Source organism: Salipiger sp. (assembly GCF_048261495.1).
In the GTDB taxonomy this organism is placed as follows: Bacteria; Pseudomonadota; Alphaproteobacteria; order Rhodobacterales; family Rhodobacteraceae; genus Salipiger.
This window is the reverse complement of the sequence record NZ_JBLXFX010000006.1, coordinates 36,766-59,896: the sequence shown is the minus strand read 5'-3', so window position 1 is coordinate 59,896 and position 23,131 is coordinate 36,766. Positions and strand designations below refer to the sequence as shown.

The following is a 23,131-nucleotide window of genomic DNA, read 5'->3' as shown; positions in this document are numbered from 1 at the left end:
CTTGTGATTTCCTGCGGGAGAGCAGGTCCGAGATGGAGGGACCGCCCGCAAGGCTATCCCCGTCGCTCCTGCGGCGTTCCATGGCTACGTGGCATTGCCGTGAAGCGACGGTGCCCGTAGTTGGTGGCTCTTTGCGCCTTCGAAGCGGTTCTAGTAGCAGAACTCGCCTGTGCTAACGCGCCATCGCATGCCACTTTGATCGACACCGCCCATTCCATAGAATATCGCGCCTGTGGCGTAATCCAGTTCGATCACGGAAGCTTCACCCCCGGACCAAAATATCACCAAATAGTTACTCGCATACGAGTAACTCGTGTACCCTGTCGCCCGGCTCAATTCGCGACCACCAAGAATACGACCGGAGACATGATACTCCCGACCTGTACCTAAATATTCCGCACAAATTTCCGTTGTGATGTCCACTTCTGCCGAGGCGGGTGCGGACATTAGCATGATCCACAAGTGCGCCCAGTTACCCTTTGGAGCGAAGATTGGCTTCATACTGCCCTTGGAGTTCCTTGAGCCTTTTGAGCCGCTCTCCCATGGTATCCTTCTTCACGGTATCAGCGTAGGCATCAACGATTTCCGTCACCGCCTTGAGGATTTCCCTATTTCGTTCATCCATGATTCTGAGGCGATCCCTGAACATCTGAATCGTCTCGTCGCTAATCTCAGGCTCCGGGCGAGGAAATTTCTCATCTAAGGCCGCCACGATTTCCGCGTTCATGGAACGATTGTTCGCTTCCGCAGAAGCTTTCACCCGAGCCTTGAGGTCGGGCGGCATTCGGAGGCCGTAGGGCGCCTCCTGTTTGGGTGCGGAATCACTCATGGCTACTATCTGTAGCAAAGCGGCTTGACAGGCAATGACTTCTATTAGAAGCTAACTTCTATCAGAAGAGAGGAGAGTAAATGACCCGAGAACAGCAACCCCCCTTCGGGCTTCGATTGCCGCCAGACCTCAAGATATGGGTGAAGATGATGGCAAGACAGGAACGTCGGTCGATGAACAACTTCCTCATCAACTTGGTCAGGCAGGCAATGGAGAGCGAAGTGGCTGCTTCAAAAAAGTAAAGGGTCACGGCGTCGGCAAACAGCCCGTGACCCTTCGTTGAAACCCGCTCAAAAGGGAATTCCTTATGAACATGACATCTCGTCGCGGACTTTTCAAGTCCGCACCGTTCGCGGCCGCCGCCGCAATCGCTTTACCCGCGCAGGTACTTTCACAGGCAGGACCGGACGACCCGGTGATCCCTCTCTATCGCGACTGGACCGCCGCTCGCTCGGAATGGCAGCGGTGCCTGTCGGAGAAGGCCGCAGTCGGCATCACGTCCCAGGCGGAGGCGCGCGAGGACCGCGCGTTCTGGGCATTGACCGGCGCTGTCCCCGTCAGCCGCGAAGGCATCGCCGCCCTCGCGCACGTCCTCTGGGACTTAGCCGGGCCGGGCTGCGATGAGGGTCACCCTGAGTTCGCGGAACGCAGCGCCGAACCCCAGAGCGCCATCCTGCTCAACATCTGGCGCGGCGCCTCGGGCAACGGAGGTTCCCTGAATGCCTTCCCTGCGCAGGAGGGCGGGCTGTGACCGTGAGCAATTTTCTTCAGATGGACGCATTCGTCCGAGACCGAGACCACGAAGACCGGCGCCAGCAGCCGGAACAGGAGATCCTCACCATGTCATCCCGAGAAATCGCACACCTCTGCGATAAGCGCCACGATCATGTGTTGCGCGACATCGAGAAGATGCTTCAGGATATTGCTCACCCCAATTTTGGGGCGAGCGACTTTCTTTCTAGCTATATCGACAGTACCGGCAGGCGGCTCAAAGAATACCGTCTACCGAAAGACCTGACGGTGACGCTGATCACGGGCTATCGCGCCGATTTGCGATATAGGGTGGTGAAGCGACTGGAGGAGATGGAAATCCGCCAGCGCAACACTCTGCCGGATTTCAGCAATCCCGCCGAAGCGGCAAGAGCTTGGGCTGACCAAGTGGAGCGAAATGAGAGGCAAGCCACGCAGATTGCGGGTATGCGCGAAGATGTGGCAGCCTACGACCGGCTGGCGCGGGCCGAGGGGAGCCTCAACATCACGGAGGCTGCAAAGAACCTCGGCGTTCGTCCGAAGGATCTGTTCAGTTGGCTGGCGCGCAACGGCTGGATATACAAGAGGCCCGGCTCACGCTTCTGGCTTGGTTTTCAGGAAAAGTGCAATCGCGGATTCCTTGAACACAAAACGACCACAGTCACTGGCTCCGACGGCATGGAGAAGATCAACGAACAGGTTCGAGTCACGCCGCGTGGTCTGACCTATCTTGCCAAGATGGTCCCCGGTGCATCCGCAGACGTCAAATAGGCCGCCAACGACATCACGCCGCGCAGACTGAAATCTGATCAGCCCTCAACCCTGACCCGATCTGAAACCACCACAGCGGGCGCCTTCGGGCGCCCGTTCCCGTTGCGTTGACCGATTCACGTCGCGCAGGCATATTGCAGATCAAGTTTTCTGAGGTCTCCGCACTTGCCCGAACTCCGCAACAAGAAGCACGAGCGGTTCTGCCACGAGTATGTCTCGTCGGCAGTCCAAGGTGTGCGGGGAAACGGCACAAAGGCCGCAATAGAGGCGGGTTACAGCAGGAAGACAGCCGGACAGCAGGCGTTCGATCTCTTGAAAAAACCTGAAATTTCCGCGCGGGTTTCCGAACTGCGGGAAGGGGTCTTGAAGGCCCTGGACCTCAGCGCAGTTGACGTCGCGCGGCGCTATGCGCTGATCGCGATGGCGGACCCGAACGAGTTGTCGTCTGTGGTGCGCGGCGCCTGCCGCCACTGTCACGGGGCGGGGCACCTGTACCAATGGCGCCTCCCGGCCGAGTTCCAGAAGGCGGTGCAGGAACACATGCTCCTGCCGGACAGCAAGCGGGCCATGTTCGAGATGCCCAGCGACGACGGCGGGTATGGGTACTCGTCCAAGGCAGACCCGCATCCCGAATGTCCCATGTGCGAGGGCGATGGAATGCCGCGCACCGTGATCCACGACACCACGAAACTCAGCGATGCGGGCCGCGCCCTGTTTGCCGGGGTCAAGGAGACCCAGCACGGCATCGAGATCAAGACGCAGGACCAGGGCGCCGCTCTGAACGCTCTTGCTCGAAAGCTTGGGCTCTTCAAGGACGACGACGCAGACAAGGCCGTCTCCGACCTTGCGCTGGCCGTGGCCGAGATCAGCAAGCGCGGAACATCCATCGCCCCGATAGCCAAACCCCCCGCCAAACAGGAACCCGAAGCATGACCACGAATACCGAGGAGGTGCTGCGGTATCTCGAACATCCCGCGAAATGGTCGGCCCTGAAGGTCCGGCGCGGCGTCTATTGGACCATGACATTTCTCGACGGTTTCCGCGTTCGCAAGGTCGTGGAGTGCGCCGCCGCGCTCAGCCTGCAGCAGATCATCGACGAAATCAGCGCGATCTGGGACGCATACCTTGCGCGCCGCAAGGCCGAGGGCAGGAAGCCCCGCAATGTCGAAGCCTGGGAGCCGTCTATGGGCACCGACGCTTTCCGCGACGGGTGGGTTCGTCCATGAGCAACTATCGCCTCAGCGCCGCCCATATCGCCGCCCTCGACCTCTTGGACCAATGCCCCATCCCCGGCGCCGAAAGCCGCGTGACGCCGGAGATGGCTGCGGCCTTCGCTCAAGGCATCGCATCTGCTGGCGACCCGAACCCGCGCGCAAGCGTGTCGTTCTCGCTCGGATCGTTCTGGGGGCACCGCATCCCATGATCGGCAGCACCGCCTCCGAGCGATTGCACAGCCTCATGACGCAGGTGAACGTACTGCTGGGCGGCATCTCCAACCTGCCCGCGCTGGTCGCCGGCCTGAGCCTCAGTGAGGACGGCGAGTTGATGTGGGTCTACATTCACTTCGATGACGGCAAGGACGGGGGCATGTGGTGCAGCGCCCGGTTTTGCACCGTCCAGACCGTGCTTGAGACGGTGCATCGAGCGTTCGTCATGCTGCGATCGCCGCTCTTCATGAACGAGGACTGGCACAAAGGCCTCTACTGCTTCGATGACACCTATGCAGGCAAGGCGATCCACCTGGACGATGATGGAGCCGAAGATCCGGTGACGGTTGCACCCGATGGGAGGCGCTATTCGTGAACGCCCTCGCCGATCAGGACCAGTTCAGGATCACGCCCGACTTCGTGCCCACGTCGTCGGAGGAGATGATCGCCTGCCTGGGCGACTGGGAATGGCGCATCTTCTCGGGGCAGCTCTACAAGATCATGATTAAGGGCGACGATGGCGAGGTCGAGGCGGTCCTTCCGTTCCGCCCGAACCGCGCTCAACGGCGGTTCCTCAAGCGCCTCCACTACCGAAACGTCATCCTCAAGGCGCGGCAGCTGGGCTTCACCACGCTCATCGCAATCCTCTGGCTGGATCATGCTCTTTTCGTCGGGGATCAGCGATGCGGGATGATCGCGCAGACCGATGACATCGCCGGCGTCCTGTTCCGAGACAAGGTGCGTTTTGCCTATGACAACATGCCCGAGGGCGTCCGACGCGGCATGCCGCTGAAAAAGGCGACCGAGGAAGAACTGCTCTTCGAACACAACAACTCGTCGATCCGCGTCTCCACCTCGATGCGGGGCGGCACGATCCACCGGCTGCATGTCTCGGAAATGGGCAAGATCGCGGCCGCATTCCCGAAGAAGGCGAAAGAGATCGTCACCGGCTCGCTGCCCACCGTGCCCAAGACCGGGGTTGCGGTCATCGAAAGCACCGCCGAGGGGCAGGACGGCGAGTTCTTCAAGATCGCATTTCGTGCCCAAGGGCTATTCGAGAGCGGCATCCACCCCAACCTGCGCCAGAACCAATTCCATTTCTTCCCGTGGTGGATCGAGCCCCACTATTCGATGGACCCGGAAGGCGTGACCATCACGCAGAAGGAGCATGAGTATTTCGCCACCGTCGAAGCCTACTGGAACGAGGCCAAGCGATACCTCATCCTGCAGGACGCGCCGCTCAAGCTGAGTGCGCGACAGCGCGCATGGTACGTCTCTCAGCGGGACGAAGAGTTCTCGGGCGACTTCGAGAAAATGTGGCAGGAATATCCGTCCACCCCGGACGAGTGCTGGCAGAAATCGACCGAAGGCACATTCCTCGCCGCCCAGCTATCCAAGACGCGCAAGGATGGCAGGATCACCACCGTGCCCTACGTCGAGGGCATTCCGGTCAACACGTTCTGGGACATCGGGGCCGGGGCGGGCACCGGCATATGGCTCCACCAATGGGTAGGGCTGCAAAACCGCTTCATCGGCTACATCGAGGGCTGGGACGAAGGCTATGCGCATTTCGTCCGCACCCTCCGGGAGACCGGGTACATCTTTGGCGGCATGTTCCTGCCACATGATGCGAACCAGAAGCGGCAGATGAAGGAAACCATCGCGTCTCCGCTTTCCATGCTGCAGGAACTGGCGCCGGACTGGACGTTTCACATCGTCCCGCAAGTCAGCACATTCCAGCACGGCATCGACCTGCTGCGTCAGGAGTTCGGCACCTACTGGTTCGATGAGACCAACTGCAAAGCCGGGCTTATCCACCTGAAGGAATACCGCAAGCGCTGGAACACCAGAACGCAGGCATGGTCCAGCGAACCGGAGAAAGACACCGGCCATTCCGAGGCGGCCGACGCCTTGCGACAGCATGCCCAGGGGTTCGACCCCAGCCTGATCCGCGCCTCGCGCCGACCGAAGCGCAAGGCCGCCCGTCGAGGAGGCATGGCGCTATGAAACCCGTCCGCATCCCGCTCTCTACCGACCTCCGAGAAATCGCCAAGGCAGCGGACACAATGCTCGGCAACATGCTTGTCTGGACCGGCCCGCGCCCCGTGATCCTGCATGACGAGACGCACACACCGCGCACGGCCGGCGGCCGGTTTGCGGTCGTCACCCGCCTCGACCGGCCCGGCATGGCCCCCGTGGAGCGCGTCAAGGACGTTTGCATGCGCGTCCACCGTGACCCGCACACCATCGCCATCGCAACAGCCACCGCCGTCTCGCGCATGTGGATCGCATTCGCCCAAAAGGAGAGCCGCCAATGAACGTCCTCACCAACCCGAACAACTTCCCTCTGCTGGACCTCCGACTGAACCACGGGGCCTTCCGGACGGGGGAAATCACCCTGTTCAAGACGTGGCTTCTGACCGATGGAACGCCATGCCTCGTCCTGGTGCCGAGCAACAAGACCACGCACCACGAGAAGGTCAGGCCCTGCGTGGTGCCGCTCGATTGCGCATGGAAATGGGACGAGCAGCGCGGGCCGAAGGGATACGCCGAGACGGAATCCGGCAAGTTCTGCGCCTTCCTCGGGCTCAACCCGATCAACCTCCGCGACCGGCACCGCATTCAGTCGGTCATCCGCGACTGGCTCGGCGACCTTACCGCCATGCCGCCGATGCCCGACCATCTCCGAAGGAAGGTCGCCGACCTCTTCATCACCGACCACGACACCGGCAAGACGACCCACAAGGAGGTGACGGACAATGCTTGACGACCTCGACGTCCATCGGGACCGCAGCGCCACACCTGGGCGGGTCTATTCCGACCAGCCCGAAGATCGCGTGGAACGCGGTTCCGCGCCACAGGACACCCAAGCCCGACCCGCCGATCTGCAGTCGGACGAAATGCAGATGCTGTTCAGGAGGCTGATGGCCTACTACCTGCATGAGGTGGAGGTCCAGGCCGAGAACCGCGCGCAAATGGCCGAGGACGAGGAGTTCTACGACGGGAACCAGTGGTCCGATATGGACGCCGAGGTGCTGCGCGAGCGCGGGCAGGAACCCATCGTCTACAACGTCATCTGCACCACGATAAACTGGATCTTGGGCACCGAGCGCCGCACCCGGACGGACTACAAGGTGCTGCCCCGCCGCGAAGAAGGATCGCAGGCCGCACAGCGCAAGTCCGAGCTGCTGAAATACCTCTCGGACGTCAATCGCGAAGAGTTCGACATCAGCCGCTCATTCCAGGAGGCGACAAAGGCTGGGCTGGGCTGGCTTGAAGCTGGCGTTCAGGACGAAGCAGAGGGCGAACCGATCTATTCCCGGTCGGAGTCGTGGCGCAACATCGTGTGGGACAGCACGTCGACCAACCCTGATGCCGAAGACAGCCGCTACCAGTTCCGGCACAAGTGGATGGATCGAGATACCCTCACCTGCTACTTCCCGGACGCCAAAGAAACCATTGCGCGCGCCTCGGCCAATGTCTTCGACCTCGCCACCTCCGACGACTACGGCGACGACTGGATGGATGACCAGGAGAATTTCGCAAGCCAGGATAGCGGCGTGACGCTCGATTTCGCCATGGCCGACAGGCAGCGCGTTCGTGTCATGGAGGGCTGGTTCAAAAAGCCCGAAGTGAAACCGCGAATGGTCGGCGGGGACTTCTCGGGCGAGGTGTTCGACGTCTACAGCGAGGGTCATCGCGACGACGTCATCACGGGCCGGGCATCCATCAAGCACAAGACGACCATGTCCGTCTATGTGATGATTTTCACGACCGCAGGTCCGATCTACTTTCACGCCTCGCCCTATCGGCACAACAAATACCCCTTTACGCCGATCTGGGCATATCGCCGGGCGGCCAATAACCAGCCGTATGGCGCGATCCGCAATCTCAAAGGCATGCAGCGAGACATCAACAAGCGAGCCTCCAAGGCCCTCGCCATCATGTCCAGCAACCGCACAATCATGGAGGAGGGCGCGGTAGACGATCTGGACGAATACGAGGAAGAGGTGGCGCGACCGAACGCGATCATCGTCCGCAAGACCGGAAAGCAAATCGACATCGACTCCGATAGGGGTATGGATAGCCCGCACCTTGAGATGATGGGCCGCACCATCAGCCTCATCCAGTCGACCTCCGGCGTCACCGATGAGAACCTTGGCCGCCAGACCAACGCCGCCAGTGGTCGCGCGATCGAGGCGCGGCAGAACCAGGGATCGCTCGCGACGTCGATCCTGTTCGACAATCTCCGGCTTGCCAGGCAGATCCATGGCGAGAAAACCCTGAGCCTGATCGAGCAGTTCATGACGGAGGAGAAGCGGTTCCGCATCACCAACATGCGCGGTGTCCCTTCCTACGTCACGATCAACGACGGCCTGCCCGAGAACGACGTCATCAGGACGAAGGCAGACTTCATCATCGCCGAGGACAGTTGGGATGCCACCCTGCGGCAATCCAAGACGGCGGAACTGCAAGAAATGCTGAGCCAAGTGGGTAGCGTGGCGCCGGAGATCGTGATGCTGGTGCTGGATCTGCTTGTTGAGACCATGGACCTCCCGAATGGCGAGGAAATCGTGAAGCGCGTTCGCCAGCACACCGGCATGACCGATCCGGACGCCGACATGAACAACCCCGATCCCGATACCCTCGCGATGATGAAGCAGAAGGAAGCACAGGCACAGATGCAGGCCCGCCTCAAGGAGGCCGATGTCGCGTTCCGCGAGGCCGAGGCGGCGGACAAACAGGCCAGCGCCAAGGAGAGGGCAGCGAAGGCCGACAAGACCGCGATGGAAATCGAGAAGCTGATCGCGGCGCTGCCTGGTGACGACCTCGAAACGAAGCGCAAGGCCATCGAACTGGCGCTGCAGATCATGGCCGCGCCGCCTGCTGCCCAGGTGGCCGATCAACTCCTCGCGGAGGCAGGCGTTGACCTTGCCCCGCGCATGCCCACCACGGCGCAGCCCGCGCCGGTCCCGCAACCTCAACCTGTCCCCATGTAAGGAACACCCCCATGACGAACCAAGAAGACACCACCGCGACCGAAGAACGCCCGGCATCGTCCGTCACCTCGTCCAGCAAGATCAGCCCCGTCATCCCGGATGCAACGTCCGCAGATGCTGACGACTTGCTCACCGATGAGGAGAAGATCGAACTCGGTCTTATGGAAAAGCCCGAAGGCTGGGTTGACGACGACGACGCGCCTGAAGAGGAGGGAGCCGCCGAAGAGGATGATACGCCGGATGATACCGGCGACGACGATTTCGGCGAGGAAGCCGCCGCCAAGGGGAGCGACACGGTCGAGGCAGCGCAGATCGCTCGCGACGACGATGCCAAAGCCGCCGCGGCGGAGCCGCGCGACATTGCCGGCCCGATCCCCGTTGTCGATCCGGACGCTGAGGCCCGCGTCCTCAACGAGATGAAGGCCGCGCAGAAAGACTACGACGACGGCGAATTGACGGATGACGAATACGACGCGCGCAAATCGGAACTGGACCAGCAGTATCGCGAGGCAGTCAAGCAGAACGTCCGCAATGAGCAGGCCTTCGAGACGTGGAACGAAAGCTGGAAGGCCAATGTCACGGATTATCTCGCCGAAGTGCCGGAGTTCGCACCCGGCGGGCCGCATGCCGAGAACTTTGATCGCTTTGTGCGCGCAGTCAACGGCAGCACTGACCCGGCCATTCAGGCAATGACGCAGCGCGAACGGCTGATCTACGGGCACAAGATGTACAAGATCCAGGGGGAAGCGCACGGCGTCGAAGTGCCGGACGTGCCGACGAAGCGGAAGGCCAGCGCCGCACCCGCCGAGAAGGGTGGTTTGCCGCCCAAGCCGGCGGGGAAACGCGAGCCCGTGCAGACCCTCGCCAAGATGCCTGCGGACACGGTCGAAACGGGCAATGGTGGGCGATTTGCCGAACTCGACCGGATAGCGGATTCGGACGATCCCGAAGCCTACGAGCGTGCCCTTGGCCGTCTCTCCGAGGACGACAGAGTGGCGTATCTCAGCCAATAACCAACAGAGGGACAGGATAGCGTGGCACTTTCAAAGACCATCGCGCAAGGTGACGTTCTCCACATCGGAGACGTCACCATCTCATTCACCCTGAGTACCCGGAAAGGTCTCAAGCTGGACATCGACGCCCCGCGCGACATGCTGATTGTCCACGAAAAGACCGCGCCGAAGGCTCAGTTGGGAGAGGTCGAACAGCCCGCGCGCGCCTGATCTAGATGTGGTGGCGCGGTCGCGGAAAATCGTCTATATCTGTCTCAGTGATGAGGCGCAGGAAGCGCCCTTGCTTGCGAAACACGCGACAAGGGGGCTTCCAAAATGTCCGCGACCGTCATCGCCTGGGGCGATCCCAAGGCACAAAAGAAATGGGGCACCGAACTGGCGCGCGACACCGTCGCGAACCAGTATTGGGCTCGGAAATTCGTCGGCAAAGGCGAAAACAACATCATCGAGCAGAAGACCGAACTGGAAGCCGACAGCGGCGACCGGGTCAGCTTCGATCTGTCCGTGGAACTCCGCCAGGAGCCCACGGAAGGCGATGATGTTCTCGACGGCAAGGAGGAACACTTGCGCTTCTTCACCGACGAGGTCGCCATCGACCAGACCCGGAAATCCGTCTCCTGCGGCGGGCGCATGACGCGGAAGCGTACCGTCCACGACCTTCGCATGGTCGGCAAGAAGCGCCTCAAGGAGTACTGGGCGAAATACTGGGACGAACTCTATTTCATCTATCTCTCGGGCGCGCGCGGCATCAACGAGGCCTTCAAGGTCGGCCTGGGCTGGACCGGCCGCGCCGGAAACGCCCTGCAGGCCCCCGACAACGGCCATGTGCTTTTCGGTGGTGACGCTCACGCGAAGGCGGAGATCGTCGCGGCTGACAAGATGACGCGCGACACCATCGAGCGCGCCAACGTCGCCGCCTCGATGATGCATGCCCTCGACCCGGAAAGCGCCTCGATGGTGCCGGTGACGGTGGAAGGCGAAAACCTCTACGTCTGCGTGATGTCCGAGTTCCAGTGCTACGACATGCGCATGGATACCGGCACCGGCGGGTGGCTCGACATCCAGAAGGCCGCCGCCGCCTCGGAGGGTTCGTCCAACCGGATCTTCAAGGGCTCGCTTGGCAAGCTGGACAAGTGCGTCCTGCACTCCCACGAGAACGTGATCCGGTTCAGCGACTACGGTGCTGGTGCGGACGTTCCGGCGGCCCGCGCGCTCTACCTCGGCCGCCAGGCCGGCATGGTCGCCTACGGCACGACCAAAGGGCGGCGCGGAATCTGGGTCGAAGACACCAAGGATTTCGAGAACCAGCCGCGCGTTGCCGGCGGGTTCATCCAGGGCTTCAAGAAGACCCGGTTCAACGGGCGCGACTTCGGGGTCATGGCCATCGACACCGCTGCGCGTAACCCCAACGCGGCATAATCCATCCGGCCATCGCCCTTCCGGGTGGTGGCCTTCTTTCACGGTCAGATCCGGAGGACGCCATGACCATCCATCGCAATGAATACGGGCAGCTGCGGGCGATGCCCCCCACCGCCTTGCAGTCGGGCGTCGTCGCGGCCGTCATCTTCACCCACACCTTCACCGCGGCGAAGGGCGACTTCACCGCTGCCAGCGACATCCTCGAAATCGGGATGTTGCCCGCCGGTTGCCGCCCGATTTCCGCGACCCTGATCGGCGACGGCTTCGGCGCGATCACCGCCGATGTCGGGTTCATGACCGGTCAGCCCGGCGCCGCAACGAATGACGACGGCTCGGCCCGGACCTCTGCCGACGAACTGTTCGACGGCGTATCGGTCAACGACGCCGAGAACGCGGCCACGAAGGCAACGCTTCTCGCCATCTCGCCCTCGGCGGCGCACCGTTCGATCGGCGTGAAACTCTCCGGCAACGTGGTCGCGGACGGCTCCCAGACCGTCACCGTCCTGGTCCAGTACAGCTACTGAGCCGCGCCCCGCGCGACCAACCTCCGGAGATAGACCATGCCGAGAACCAAGATCGAGTGCATCCGCCGCCGCAAGGGCGGCACCGTCGTGACCCTCCAAGGGGTCAGCTACCGTTTCGAGCCCCGGAACGATGGGCGCCACGTTTGCGACACCATCGAGAACGAGGAGCATATCCACCGGCTCCTCAAGATCGACGCCTACAGGCTGGTTCGCGACGAGGAAGTCCCGGAGGTCGCAGTACCCCTTCCGCCGCTCGCTCCGGCCGTGATCGACACCCCGCCGCTGCAGTCCGATGACGATGACGTCGACGATTCCGACCTCGATGACGACGAGATGGACGAAGTGCCCGAAGAAGGTACGCCCATCGAAGAGATGACCGAGGCGCAGCTGATCGAAGCCATCGCGCGCGAGACCGGCAAGGCCCCGCACCCGAACTCGAAACCCGAAACCCTTCGCACAAAGCTGGCCGAGGCCCGCGCTGCTGCGGCATCGTAAGGAGGCGCCAGAATGGCCTTCACCTGTGGTCAAGTCCTCGAAGACGTCCGCGCCATCCTGAACGATGCCAACAGTGTCCACTGGACCCTGCCGGAACTCCTCAACTGGATCAACGACGGCGCCAAGGCCATCGTGACGCACAAGCCGACCGCGACAGCCACGGATGTGGAGTTCGGCCTTGATGAGGGCACGAGGCAGGAACTTGCCGCCACGCAGGCCGCACTCCTGTCCATCAACGCGGTGCTGACGCAGGTTGAAGGCGGCGGCGGGCGCATCCGGGGAAACAGCGTGACCAGAGTGGCCAAGCACATCCTCGACGCGCAGATCCCCGGCTGGCAGAACCCCGACGTTCTGCCGTACTCGGTCTATGTGAACCACTACGTCTTCCAGCCCGAGATCGACCCTCGCGTCTTCTGGATCGCGCCGGGCAATGACGGGACGGGATATGTCGAGGCGACAGTCGCCATGCTCCCCACCGTCATCGCAAAGCCGTTGAACCCGCTCGACATCGAAAGCTACACCACCGCCGTGGACCTGCCGGACATCTACCGCCCGCCGCTCACCGACTACGTGCTGTATCGCGCCTTCTCGAAGGACTCGAATATTCCCGGCGGGGGCCAGCGCGCCGTTGGTCACTACAACCAGTTCGCGTCGATGCTGGGCATCAAGACCCAGGCTGAAATGCAGCGCGACGAGCGGAACGCCGCAGCGAGGTAAGCCCCATGGCCGACCTCGACGGCGGCGATCCGTTCAGCCCGGAGGAAGCCCTCGTCATCTACGACGGGGGCGATCCGTTTACGGACTTCGGACAAACGGGCATCTTCCAGATGCGGCGGCTGTCCGCGCTGACACACCTCGTCCAGCCCTATGCTGGAGGGGCGCCGCGCATCATGATCGAAAACGCCTTGCGCTACTCGGCCATCGAGTTCTGCGAGCGAACCCGCTGCTGGCGCTATATCTGCGCCATGCCGATGGTGGCCAACAACTCCGCACTGATCTGCCCCGACTTCGCCACCATCCACGAGATCGAGACGGCATATTGGGGCGCTGGCGACCATGAGTTGAAGCCGACGCAGTTCAGCGAATTGCCGCCGTCCGTCATTGCGGCGCAGGAGGCAGGCGTCCCGCGCTACGTCACCCAGATCGGCGCCAACAGCGTGGCCGTGATGCCTTTCCAGGAGGGAACGCTCCGGATCACCGTGTTCCTGAAGCCGCGTTCGAGCGACCAAGAGTTCGGGTCCGACGCATCCGACAGAATGCACGACCGCTTCAACCAGATCCCGGACTTCATGGCGGTACAGCACTCCGAGCCGCTGGCATGGGGCGCTCTGTCCCGGATGCTTCTCGTGAAGGATACCGAGTTCCATGACCCGAAGCTTGCGACCCACTTTCGCGGGCAGTTCGAAAAGGCCATGGATGCCAAGTTCTCCTCCAACATGACGGGCCAACAGAGAGCGCGGCGGCGCACCAAGATACAGTTTCTATAAGCCCAGGGAGGGGACATGCGCATCGCCGTCACCGATTTCAAAGGGGTCGCGCCGAAGCGCAATGCCCGCCTGCTGCCGGACCAGTTCGCGCAGACCGCCGTGAACACGCGCCTCGATGACGGCGCGATAGGCCCCGCAAATGCCCCCGTCCTCGAGGAAGCCTTGGGCGCCCCCGCCGCGACCATCTACCGACTGGAGGACGAGACTTGGCTGACATGGCCGAGCGTCGTCAACGTGGTCCCCGGCCCCATCGCAGCGGACAGGCTCTATACGACCGGCGGCGGCGTTCCGCGTCTGATCGTGGACGAGACCACCTACAACCTCGCGGTTCCCAGACCGACGACCGCGCCGACCACCGTTCTGCAAAGCGGCACCGTGAACGCGGAGACCAGCGAGCAGGTGCTTTTCGCCTATACCTGGCTCACCGAATACGAGGAGGAAAGCGAACCGTCGCCGCTGTCGACGCCCTTGGAATGGAGCGCGGGCTGTGTCGTGAGGCTGTCCGACATTCCCGCGCCGCCCGCCGGCCGCGCTATTGACCGGGTCCGCATCTACCGCAGTTCCACCTCGGCCACCGGCATTTCGGACCTCTACTATGTCGATGAGATCGCGCTCGCGACCACCTACGACCATGATGCGGACCTCGCACCCCTGCAGGACGTGGCCGTGAGCAAGGACTTCACGGCGCCCGTCGACACTCTCGCCGGTATCATTTCCATGCCGAACGGCATGATGGCGGCCTTCTCCGGGCGCACCATCTACTTCTGCGAGCCCTATCTGCCCCACACCTGGCCCGCGAAATATTCGCTTGTCGTGGACTTCGACATCGTCGCGCTGGCCGCCTTCGGATCCTTCCTCGCGATCCTGACGGAGGGGACGCCCTACCGCGCCCAAGGCACCCACCCCGACAACATGAGCATGGAGCAGATCGAGGAGAACTTGCCGTGCGTCTCCCTGCGCAGCGTTGTCGATTTCGGCTACGCTGCGATCTACGCCTCTACGGAGGGATTGGTGCGGATCACCTCGACGGGTGCGGAGGTCATATCGAGGCCGCTGATTTCCCGCGCTCAATGGGAGGCGGTCGATCCGGCATCCATCGTCGCCAGCCGCTACAACGGGCGCTACTGGTTCAGTTTCGGCGGAACCTTGAATGGGCGCACGGACAAGGGCGCCATGATCGACCTGACCGGCGAGCAGCCTTTCCTGATCGAGACCAACGCGCATGCCATCGGCGCCTTTCACGACATCCGCGAGGGTCGGCTCTTCTACCTGTTCAACTCGACCACGATCCAGGAATGGGAGCCCGAGGGCGGCGACCCGATGATACAGTCGTGGCGGTCCAAGGTGTTCGTCACCCCGCACCCCGTCAACTTCTCGGCGATCATGGTCGAAGGCATTGCCAACGTCGACCCCGGCACGTTTTCCGCCGACATTTATGCGGACGGCGACCTCAAGCACACGATCACGGCCATGAACGTCGCCGAGCGTCTGCCGAGCGGCTTTCGCGCGACCCGCTGGGAGGTCGAAGTAACGACTGATGCGACCATCGAGGCGATCACGATCGCCGAGAGCATGGGGGAACTGCAAACCCCATGAGCCTGCGTCCTGATCGCATTGCGGAAATCCTTGAGGTGCTGGCGGGCCGCCGCGGCGCGAAGAAGGAGCATGCCGTCCGTTTCGGCGACATCAGCGACATTTACGAAACGCTCAAGCGTCTGGTGGCGCAGGCGCAAAGCCTTTTTCGGCGCGCGGCGACCATCGAAGAGACCATAGGCGACCCCGAAACGCCGGGGGAGGGCAGCATCTACGCGCTGATCGCCGCCGCGCAGCAGGAGGCCGAAGATGCCGCCGCCGACGCGCTGGAAGCGAACGACAACATTGACGACATTCTTGACCTCGGCGGCACGGCTCTGGACGGCACGAACTTCGCCAATTTCATCGGCCTGACCGGATCGCGCCTTACCACGGTCGAGGGCAACCTCGCCGCCACCTTCTCCATGACGCTGGAGGAGGGTAACGAGGCGGCCGGTCTGCAGATCGTGGTGTCCAATGACCCGGACGGCTCGGAAGGCTTCTCCGCGCTGCGCTTCTTCGCCGACAACATCATCTTCAAGGGGTCCGTCTCGATGGACTTCCTGACGGTCGGCATCGGGCGAAACCTGATCCCGGACGCGCTGTTCTCGAATGGCAAGGCGCATTGGCGGCTGGTGGATCCGCAGTCCGAACTTTCGTTCATCCTCCGCGCGCCGGGCGCGACCTTCGCGGGCGCAAGATACCCTACTCTTGCGATCTACCAGTCCGGGGCCGCCGCAGAGACCGCCGACGTCCGGATGCAGACCGAGGACGTGGACGGGAACTATGGCGACGGCATCGCGGTTCAGGCTGAGGCCTGGTACGAGTTCAGCGCGCGTGTTTCGTCTCACCGCTGCGGCGGCCGCCTGCGCATCATCTGGAGGCAGGCGAACGGAACACTGATTTCCAACCAGATCGTTGATGAAGTCGCCGTGGCCGTGCCGTCGTCTTCGACCAACCCCGAGGAATGGCCGGTCTACGGCGGGCACCTTCAAGCCCCGGTCGGGGCCGCCTTCGCGACCCCCGTCATCATCAAAGATCCGACAGAGCCCGGCGAGGCCGACAGCTACCTGTTCTGGTATCAGCCGCAGCTGGCCCGTTCTCACCTCAACGCGGTTGACCTGACCCCATTCGCGCCCCCTGGAACGACGCTCATTTCGGGCGGGATGCTGATTACCGACAGCATCATCGCCCGCCACATCTCGGCGGCGGCGATCGAGGCAGGCCACATCGACACCATCAGCTTCTCCGCATCGGGTCTTGCCCTGTTCGGCGACAATCTCCAGTCAACCAACTACGTTCCCGCAGACCCTCTTGAGGATCGGGTAGGATGGCGGATCACGAACGCAGGCGTTGCGGAGTTCCACGACGTCATCATCCGGCGCGACCTGACCACCAACGGCGACACCGGGTCCGTCACGATCACCGAGACCCTTGGCGAGATCGGCGCGTTTCCCGAAGACTCCGACATCTACACGGAAGAGATGGCGGTGGTTTACACGACCTATGTGGAGACCACGGGCGTGGGGATGACCGCCTGGCAGGGCACTCACAAGACCTATATCGCCGTCGCGGGGCTCAGAAATGTCGTTGTGACGGCGGACACCGGAGACACGCCCGATGTCTTCTGGGGCGCCGTTGCTACCGTTCTGCCGCTCACGCGCTGGTCCGGATCGCAGACCCTTCGCCTCAAGCTGGAGGTCTGGTGCAAGAAGGTGACGACGATGGCCCCCGGCGCAGGCGGGGAGTGGTACATCGACTGGACCATCTACGAGGTGACGTGATGATAACGGCGGCATATTTCCGGGGGGCCACGGTCTACATCCACTCGGCCGAACTCGCTGGGTCCAGCATCAGAACCACGGTCGCCGCCTATCGTTCCGGAGACGATGGGTATCTCGATGCTGTTGACATCGCGAACGGGGCCGAAGGCGCGGAGCCGGTGGTTCCGCTGGTCGCGCTGGCCGCGCCGGCCGGGCCCTTCACGACGTCGGCCCCCCTTGACCTCTCCGGCTACCCGGACGGCTCGACCTTCTATGTCAGGAACGCCAATGGCGACCTCTACAGCGCGACTATCAACTATCTCGATGAGGACAACGGCATCTCCTTCGCCGATCCGGGCACCTACAACATCGCCATGACACCACCCCTGCCGAACACGGGCTGGCGGCTGAACGTGGAGGTGACTGCCTGATGCCGCTGCTTGTCGTCTCCCAGAATGGTGTCGCCGAACAGAAGGAGCGGGACGCGGCTATTGACGAGCAAACCGCCTCGCGCATCGCGGCGGGGTTCGTCCACGATGGCCGAACCTATGCCGGGACCATGGAGGATGTCCTCTACATCCAGTCTTTCGGCATGCTGGCCGTGGCCCAGATCGTCAACGGCTCCGTCGATGGAGACCTGCGCTGGCTGGACCAAGACAACGATTTCACCTGGTACGACATTGGCGGCGTGGCCGTGACCTTCGACGCTCAGGGGGCCTACAACCTCGCGCTGTCTGCCGCGGCGCACATCGCCGCCCACTACCGCGCGGCGCAGATCATCAAGGGCGACGCGGGCCAGAGCGTGACGACGTCGGGTCATTGGCCATGAAGATCGTCACGGCCCCGCAATCCGCGCTGCTGGCATGGGCCAAGGACATGCAGGCGTTCAAAAGCCCGTGGGAACCAGACGCGGCGGCCATAGGGGTGGCAGACCAGACCGAGGACGGTTCGATGCGGCTGCGGGCGGTCATGGTCGCGACGGACTGGAAGGTTCACGACTGCCATCTGCACATCGTCTCGGACGGTTCGCGCGGATGGGTCATGCCCTCGTTCCCGCAGGTGGTTTTCCGCTACCTCTTCGAGATCAGGAAGCTTCGCCGGGTCACGGCGACGACACAGGAACACAACATCAAGACGCAGATCCTTTGCCTGAAGCTAGGCTTTGCGTTCGAGGGCCGACTGCGCGGTGGCTCCCTAGACGGCTCCGATGGTATCGTGATGGGCATGACAAGGGCGTCTTGCCGGTGGATCAGGAAAGGATGAAGAGATGAGCGGCGGCGGAAGCGCACCGAAACCTGACAAGAACATCGGCATCGCCGCGCTGCGGACGGCCGAGATCGGCGAGGACTACCTCGCGTGGATGCAAGGGCAGGCCGAAGTCACGAACGAGTGGGCCGACGAGGACCGCGCGCGGTATCAGGAGGTTTTCCAGCCTCTGCAAGACGACTTCATCGCCGAAGCCCAAGCATACAATAGCCCGGAGCGCCGCGCTGCGTTCGAGTCAGCCGCCGTTGCCGACGTGGAGCAGCAGACGGACATAGCACGAGCTGTCCAGGAACGCGACATGATGGCCAAGGGTATTGACCCGCGCTCGGGCCGGTACGATGCGAGCCGCCGTCGCGTCGAGATGGATGCCGCGCTGGGCAAGGCAGGCGCGGCCACCACGGCGCGGCGGTTCAACGAGCAGACCGGGCGCGCGCTGCGCGCCGATGCTTTGAACATGGGCTCCGGCTTCGCTGTGAACCCCGCAACGTCCATCGGCCTGTCCAACAGCGGGATGGCCTCGGGCGCCAGCGCAGCGCAGCGCGGCAACGAGCAGATGGGCTCTCTTCTCAACATGGACTACCAGAACCGCATGTCGGCTTGGCAGACCCAGCAGCAGCAGGGAGCGGGCCTCTGGGGTGCGGTCGGCACAGTAGGGGGCGCCATCGCGGGCGCGCTGCCTTGGACAGCCATGCTGTCTTCGAAGGAGGCCAAGACCAACAAGCGCAAGGCCCCCGGCATCCTCGATTCCCTGAAAGATGTCCCGGTCGAGGCCTGGGATTACAAGCAAGGTCGGGGCGACGGAGGAACCCACATCGGGGCCTATGCGGAGGATGTTCACAAATCCCTTGGCGTGGGGGACGGAAAGACCATCCCCGTGCCCGATGCGGTCGGCATTGCCTGGAAGGGCATCAAGGAACTGAATGCCAAGGTCGACAAGATCGCGGCGAAGGTGGCGGCCTGAGACATGAGCGGCTTCAACTCGTTCATGGTCGGTTTCGCCGACTCATTCGTAAAGCAGCGAGAGGCGCGCAAGGCCGAAGCGGACGGCCGCGCGGCGCGCTTGGACGAAAATTTCGGAGATCCGGGCACGGATTTGACCGCTCCCGGCTTCCGAAGCCCGTTGACGGGGGAGGGAGGCACAGGCGAGCGCGGCGCCTTGGACCGCCAAGTGTCGCCGATGACGGGAAAGGCCAGCCTCAGCTTCGCGAAGAAGATAGACGCGGCCAGAACGCGAGACCTTCTGATCGAGACGGCCGACGAACTCGGCATGGACCCGGTCGACCTTGCCACCATCGTCAGTTTCGAGACCGCCGGCACCTTCAACCCGCGCAAGAAGGGACCGAAGACGAAATGGGGCCAACATGAAGGGCTGATCCAGTTCGGAGAGCCGCAGGCTGCGCGGTTCGGCGTCGACCACCGGGACGCCCTCGGCAGCCAGTTGGGCAAAAACGGGGCCGTGGTGAAATACTTCCGGGCGCACGGCTGGAAGAACGGCATGTCGGGCCTCGACGCCTATTCGGTGGTCAACGCCGGTGCGCCAGGTCGCTACAGTGCGTCCGATACGGCGGCGGGCGGCACCAGAGGCGATGTCCGAGACAAATGGGAGAACCAGATGGGCGATCACAGAAGCAAGGCCTCGGCCCTGCTCGGCATGGATGCCGCGAAGCAACAGAGGCCGACGTCGGAGGTGGGCGTGTCGGACATCCGGCCCAACATCCTTGGGCAAATCGGCCTTGAACTCCCGACACAGACGCCGCAGCCCGAGGGGCAGATCAAGTCCACGCGCGTTCTCGACGCAGTCGGCCTCACGGAGAGCCTTCCGCAGCAGCAAGCGGCCACGGCGGCCTTCGAGCCGCAACGGGTCAACCCGAATTTCATCACTCCGGGGATCAGTCCGGTTTCGCAGGCCGTATCCGGTCCGAAGGGTTCGCCTGCCGAGATCGGCGTGGGAGCGGTCACGGCCAAGATGCCGGCCGCCGCGCCGGTCGCGACAGTCACTCCCGCTGCCATGCCCGCCTTTTCGCCATCCCTTCCCGCCGCCGCACCTGATCCGCGCTGGGCATGGTTCAGGAACTACAACATGGGGACCGCCCAATGACATCGACCTCACCGTTCGCCGCCTTCATCGAGGGAGCCGCGCAGGGCTTTCAGTTTACGCAGGGGCTCAAGGACAAGGCGCGCGCGCGGGCGCGCGAGGATGAGCGGTTCCAGTGGGAGCGGGAGGACTACGCCTGGACCAAAGAGGAACGCGAGCGCCTGCGCGCCGAGGGGATCGAGGATCGCGGCTGGACGAGGGAAAGCCGCGCGCGGCAGCGCGAGGTCTGGGGGCAGGACGATCAGGACCGGACGACGCGCCGGGCCGCCGAATCCGAAGAACGCAACTGGACCGGCCGCGTCAGGGATCGCACCGAAACACTGTGGGGGCGCGAGGATGAGAAATACCAGTTCGAAAAGCAGGAGCGCGACATGCTGTCCGGCCTGTTCTCGGACGAGGCACCGCAGCCGTCCGGAGAGATCGAGCCCCGCGCACCCACTGACCAGGCCCCGACCGATCGCCCAAGCATCGGCACTGACGTCGCTGCGCCGCGCCCCGATGCGCCAGGCGCGACAGCCGTTGCACCGAAGGCAGATGTGACGCCGGCCGCGCCGCCCGCCTCGTCTCCTCCGGCTCGGATGGCGCCTCCGGAAGCCCCGAAGCTGGACATCGGCACCCTCGCCGGAGATCCAGCGCCGCGGAGCGCCGTTTACGACACGCCGCCCGCCGCGCCGCCGCCCGCCGCGCCGCCGACTGCCACGCCGCCGACTGCGCCGGTTGCCGCACCGAATGCCGCCCCTCCCGTCGCACAGGCGCCGGTCGCGTTGCCGACCTACGACCCGGCGCCAAGTGTCATGCCGATGTCGCCCGCCCAAGGCGCCGCGCCGAGCATGGCGCCGGGCATTCTGGACACCCAGCCCCCGCAAGGGGCATCCCAATCGGCGCCCCTCACACGGAAGGCTCCGCCGCTACCCGCCTCCAGCACTGTGCGTCCCGCGCCCGTGGTGGCCGACAAATCATCGCGTGAAAACCGCAACACCTTCGCCGCGAGAGAAGCTGGGGCGAATGATCGCCTGACGGGGCTCGCCGCCGACGCGGATCGCGCCAACGCATCCATGCAGGTCGGCATTGACCCGATTTCGGGGGAGACGCTGACCGACGACGGCCGCGCCGAGGCGGAAGCGTATGTGCGCAATGTCCAGCGCCGCATTGGCGCGGTCCAGCGCCCGGAGCCGCCGCAGCCCGCCGCGCCGCAACAGGAAAGGGCCATAGGCCCGTACCAGCGCCGCGCGATGAGCGCCGGGGTGGAAGACCTGAGCAATGCCGAGCAGGCCGACATTGCCGCTGCCGCGCTGGAAATGAAGCACAACCCCTTCACCAATCAGCCTCTCACGCCCCAGGACGAGCGGGACTACTACCAGGCGGTCGATGTCGTGGAAGAGCAGTTGCGGCGAGCGGAGATGGCCGCCGCCTCCGAAAGCCCTTCGCAGCCGCCGTCTCCCACACCGGAGGCCTCGGCGTTCCCGCTTACACGGACGGAGCGCGTCCCTCAAGCCAACTACCAGATCCCGAATGCGCCGAGCCGCCCGGACGCCACCCCGGCGCGCGTAGCCCCCGGCATCCTGCCCGATGCGGCGCCGTCCGGTGCGGTGCCCCAAGCACAGAAGCAAACGCCACCATCCCCGGCCGTTGAACGCTTCGGGCCGGATGTCACGCCCGGCGTCAGCGCGGTCATGTCCATGCCTCAGATGCGACCACCTTCCGCTGACCCCGTGCCCGCCGCGCCGCGCCCTTCCGGGCCGATTTCGCGCGTGGCCGCCGCGGCGCCGCCCGCCCGCCCGCAGGCGCCGGGCATTCTGCCACAGAAGGACACGACATGGAGCGCGCCGCCGCGCCCCGCTCCATCCATCGGCCTGCCGTCATCGAACCCGGCCGCCGTCGAAGCCGCCCCTGCGGCACAAGCAACGGCGGCCGTCGCGCCAACCCAGCAGACGCCCGAGGGGACGCCGGAGGAATCGGTTGAGGCCGTTCGCGCCGCCGCGGTGTCGGCTGGCGGCCCCGGCGCAGGAGCATCGCCGCAGCAGCAGGACCGCATGGCCGCTGCGTTCGTGGAAGACTACACCACGCGCCGCGCGCGCAAGATCATCTCCTTCTACGAGGCGCGCGGGCAGTTCGAGAAGGCCAACGCCTTTCGGGGCTTCCTCAAGGACAAGCAGGTTCGCGAGGGGATGGGGCATTGGTCCAAGGCGATCATCGCCGCGTCGAACGGGGATGAGCGCGAGTTTGTCGAGCAGATTTCTCGAGCCTACAACACCAAGGGCTATTACGACGACGGCTATTCCATCGACCCGGACGGCACCGGATTCGCGCGCGATGCAAACGGCGAAATCATCCCCGGATCGGCGAAGATCACGTTCGTGAACGATCGCACCGGGGAGAGTTTCACGCAGCAGGTTGATGGTCAGGGTGACTTGTACCGGCTCGGCATCGACCACCTCTCCGTTGAGCAGGTATTCGAGCGCGGCTGGGCCGAGTACAAGACGGGGCGCGAGGCAGCATTGGAACGGGAGCCGAGCGCCAAGGAGATCACCGACGCGATCAAAGTGCTGTCCGAGGGCGCGGTGTCAGGCAGCAATAGCAATTTCAATAGCCTCTCTCCGTCCGAGAAGCGCGCCCAGGCGATCGAGTTGTTGACCGGGCGCAATGCCGCGCCGGGAATAAGCGATGTTCCCCTCTACGGGGCGAAGCAGTAGGGTCGGGCCGATACCAGGAGGTAGGCC

At 63.7% G+C, this 23,131-nt stretch carries 27 protein-coding genes; 26 read left to right on the top strand and 1 reads right to left on the bottom strand.

All coding sequences use genetic code 11. The features are described 5' to 3' along the window. Positions 1–472: 472 nt before the first annotated feature. Positions 473–829, bottom strand: a complete 357-nt coding sequence (locus ACN0RJ_RS13400; RefSeq protein ID WP_417724581.1) for an Arc family DNA-binding protein — start codon at positions 827–829, stop codon at positions 473–475. A gap of 80 nt (positions 830–909) precedes the next feature. Here ACN0RJ_RS13400 and ACN0RJ_RS13395 point away from each other — a divergent pair, with 80 nt between their 5' ends. From ACN0RJ_RS13395 to ACN0RJ_RS13270, 26 genes are all read left to right on the top strand, one after another. Beyond that, on the top strand, positions 910–1,071 hold the full coding sequence (locus ACN0RJ_RS13395; RefSeq protein ID WP_417724580.1) for an Arc family DNA-binding protein: 162 nt from the start codon (positions 910–912) through the stop codon (positions 1,069–1,071). 65 nt (positions 1,072–1,136) lie between these two features. Continuing rightward, complete coding sequence (locus tag ACN0RJ_RS13390) at positions 1,137–1,580, top strand: hypothetical protein (RefSeq protein WP_417724579.1); 444 nt, start codon at positions 1,137–1,139, stop codon at positions 1,578–1,580. Next, on the top strand, positions 1,577–2,350 hold the full coding sequence (locus ACN0RJ_RS13385) for a phage antirepressor KilAC domain-containing protein (RefSeq protein WP_417724578.1): 774 nt from the start codon (positions 1,577–1,579) through the stop codon (positions 2,348–2,350). Before ACN0RJ_RS13390 ends, ACN0RJ_RS13385 begins: the two co-directional genes overlap by 4 nt. Positions 2,351–2,515: 165 nt before the next feature. Next, positions 2,516–3,283 (top strand): terminase small subunit, encoded by a 768-nt coding sequence (locus ACN0RJ_RS13380; RefSeq protein ID WP_417724577.1) that lies wholly within the window; start codon positions 2,516–2,518, stop codon positions 3,281–3,283. Continuing rightward, a complete protein-coding gene (locus tag ACN0RJ_RS13375) occupies positions 3,280–3,576 on the top strand; it encodes a hypothetical protein (RefSeq protein ID WP_417724576.1) in 297 nt (98 codons plus the stop codon). Before ACN0RJ_RS13380 ends, ACN0RJ_RS13375 begins: the two co-directional genes overlap by 4 nt. Further along, a complete protein-coding gene (locus ACN0RJ_RS13370; RefSeq protein WP_417724575.1) occupies positions 3,573–3,773 on the top strand; it encodes a hypothetical protein in 201 nt (66 codons plus the stop codon). Before ACN0RJ_RS13375 ends, ACN0RJ_RS13370 begins: the two co-directional genes overlap by 4 nt. Further along, complete coding sequence (locus ACN0RJ_RS13365; RefSeq protein WP_417724574.1) at positions 3,770–4,153, top strand: hypothetical protein; 384 nt, start codon at positions 3,770–3,772, stop codon at positions 4,151–4,153. The genes ACN0RJ_RS13370 and ACN0RJ_RS13365 overlap by 4 nt, the downstream gene beginning before the upstream one ends. Then, positions 4,150–5,784 (top strand): hypothetical protein, encoded by a 1,635-nt coding sequence (locus ACN0RJ_RS13360; RefSeq protein ID WP_417724573.1) that lies wholly within the window; start codon positions 4,150–4,152, stop codon positions 5,782–5,784. The genes ACN0RJ_RS13365 and ACN0RJ_RS13360 overlap by 4 nt, the downstream gene beginning before the upstream one ends. Next, positions 5,781–6,095 (top strand): hypothetical protein, encoded by a 315-nt coding sequence (locus tag ACN0RJ_RS13355; protein ID WP_417724572.1) that lies wholly within the window; start codon positions 5,781–5,783, stop codon positions 6,093–6,095. The genes ACN0RJ_RS13360 and ACN0RJ_RS13355 overlap by 4 nt, the downstream gene beginning before the upstream one ends. After that, positions 6,092–6,544 (top strand): hypothetical protein, encoded by a 453-nt coding sequence (locus tag ACN0RJ_RS13350; protein ID WP_417724571.1) that lies wholly within the window; start codon positions 6,092–6,094, stop codon positions 6,542–6,544. The genes ACN0RJ_RS13355 and ACN0RJ_RS13350 overlap by 4 nt, the downstream gene beginning before the upstream one ends. After that, entirely contained in the window at positions 6,537–8,777 is a 2,241-nt protein-coding gene (locus tag ACN0RJ_RS13345; protein ID WP_417724570.1) for a hypothetical protein, read from the top strand. Before ACN0RJ_RS13350 ends, ACN0RJ_RS13345 begins: the two co-directional genes overlap by 8 nt. An 11-nt stretch (positions 8,778–8,788) precedes the next feature. Beyond that, positions 8,789–9,790, top strand: coding sequence for a hypothetical protein (locus ACN0RJ_RS13340; RefSeq protein ID WP_417724569.1), 1,002 nt, complete (start codon positions 8,789–8,791; stop codon positions 9,788–9,790). 21 nt (positions 9,791–9,811) lie between these two features. Then, a complete protein-coding gene (locus ACN0RJ_RS13335; RefSeq protein WP_417724568.1) occupies positions 9,812–10,000 on the top strand; it encodes a hypothetical protein in 189 nt (62 codons plus the stop codon). Between the two features lie 105 nt (positions 10,001–10,105). Further along, positions 10,106–11,209 (top strand): N4-gp56 family major capsid protein, encoded by a 1,104-nt coding sequence (locus tag ACN0RJ_RS13330; protein ID WP_417724567.1) that lies wholly within the window; start codon positions 10,106–10,108, stop codon positions 11,207–11,209. 62 nt (positions 11,210–11,271) lie between these two features. After that, positions 11,272–11,733 carry a hypothetical protein gene (locus tag ACN0RJ_RS13325; protein WP_417724566.1) on the top strand — a complete coding sequence of 154 codons (462 nt, stop codon included), beginning with the start codon at positions 11,272–11,274 and terminating at the stop codon, positions 11,731–11,733. 36 nt (positions 11,734–11,769) lie between these two features. Continuing rightward, the gene (locus ACN0RJ_RS13320; protein WP_417724565.1) at positions 11,770–12,228 is read left to right on the top strand and encodes a hypothetical protein; all 459 of its coding nucleotides are present in this window, start codon (positions 11,770–11,772) and stop codon (positions 12,226–12,228) included. Positions 12,229–12,240: 12 nt separating this feature from the next. Next, positions 12,241–12,945, top strand: coding sequence for a DUF6682 family protein (locus ACN0RJ_RS13315; protein WP_417724564.1), 705 nt, complete (start codon positions 12,241–12,243; stop codon positions 12,943–12,945). A 5-nt stretch (positions 12,946–12,950) separates the two neighbouring features. Further along, a complete protein-coding gene (locus ACN0RJ_RS13310; RefSeq protein WP_417724563.1) occupies positions 12,951–13,715 on the top strand; it encodes a hypothetical protein in 765 nt (254 codons plus the stop codon). Positions 13,716–13,730: 15 nt separating this feature from the next. Next, complete coding sequence (locus ACN0RJ_RS13305; protein ID WP_417724562.1) at positions 13,731–15,311, top strand: hypothetical protein; 1,581 nt, start codon at positions 13,731–13,733, stop codon at positions 15,309–15,311. Beyond that, complete coding sequence (locus ACN0RJ_RS13300; protein ID WP_417724561.1) at positions 15,308–17,071, top strand: hypothetical protein; 1,764 nt, start codon at positions 15,308–15,310, stop codon at positions 17,069–17,071. The genes ACN0RJ_RS13305 and ACN0RJ_RS13300 overlap by 4 nt, the downstream gene beginning before the upstream one ends. Then, positions 17,071–17,481 carry a hypothetical protein gene (locus tag ACN0RJ_RS13295; RefSeq protein WP_417724560.1) on the top strand — a complete coding sequence of 137 codons (411 nt, stop codon included), beginning with the start codon at positions 17,071–17,073 and terminating at the stop codon, positions 17,479–17,481. Before ACN0RJ_RS13300 ends, ACN0RJ_RS13295 begins: the two co-directional genes overlap by 1 nt. Next, the gene (locus ACN0RJ_RS13290; RefSeq protein ID WP_417724559.1) at positions 17,481–17,879 is read left to right on the top strand and encodes a hypothetical protein; all 399 of its coding nucleotides are present in this window, start codon (positions 17,481–17,483) and stop codon (positions 17,877–17,879) included. Before ACN0RJ_RS13295 ends, ACN0RJ_RS13290 begins: the two co-directional genes overlap by 1 nt. Next, entirely contained in the window at positions 17,876–18,313 is a 438-nt protein-coding gene (locus ACN0RJ_RS13285) for a GNAT family N-acetyltransferase (RefSeq protein WP_417724558.1), read from the top strand. The genes ACN0RJ_RS13290 and ACN0RJ_RS13285 overlap by 4 nt, the downstream gene beginning before the upstream one ends. A gap of 4 nt (positions 18,314–18,317) precedes the next feature. After that, positions 18,318–19,277 carry a tail fiber domain-containing protein gene (locus ACN0RJ_RS13280; RefSeq protein ID WP_417724557.1) on the top strand — a complete coding sequence of 320 codons (960 nt, stop codon included), beginning with the start codon at positions 18,318–18,320 and terminating at the stop codon, positions 19,275–19,277. 3 nt (positions 19,278–19,280) lie between these two features. Beyond that, positions 19,281–20,414, top strand: coding sequence for a hypothetical protein (locus ACN0RJ_RS13275; RefSeq protein ID WP_417724556.1), 1,134 nt, complete (start codon positions 19,281–19,283; stop codon positions 20,412–20,414). After that, positions 20,411–23,104, top strand: coding sequence for a hypothetical protein (locus ACN0RJ_RS13270; RefSeq protein ID WP_417724555.1), 2,694 nt, complete (start codon positions 20,411–20,413; stop codon positions 23,102–23,104). Before ACN0RJ_RS13275 ends, ACN0RJ_RS13270 begins: the two co-directional genes overlap by 4 nt. Positions 23,105–23,131 lie beyond the last annotated feature (27 nt).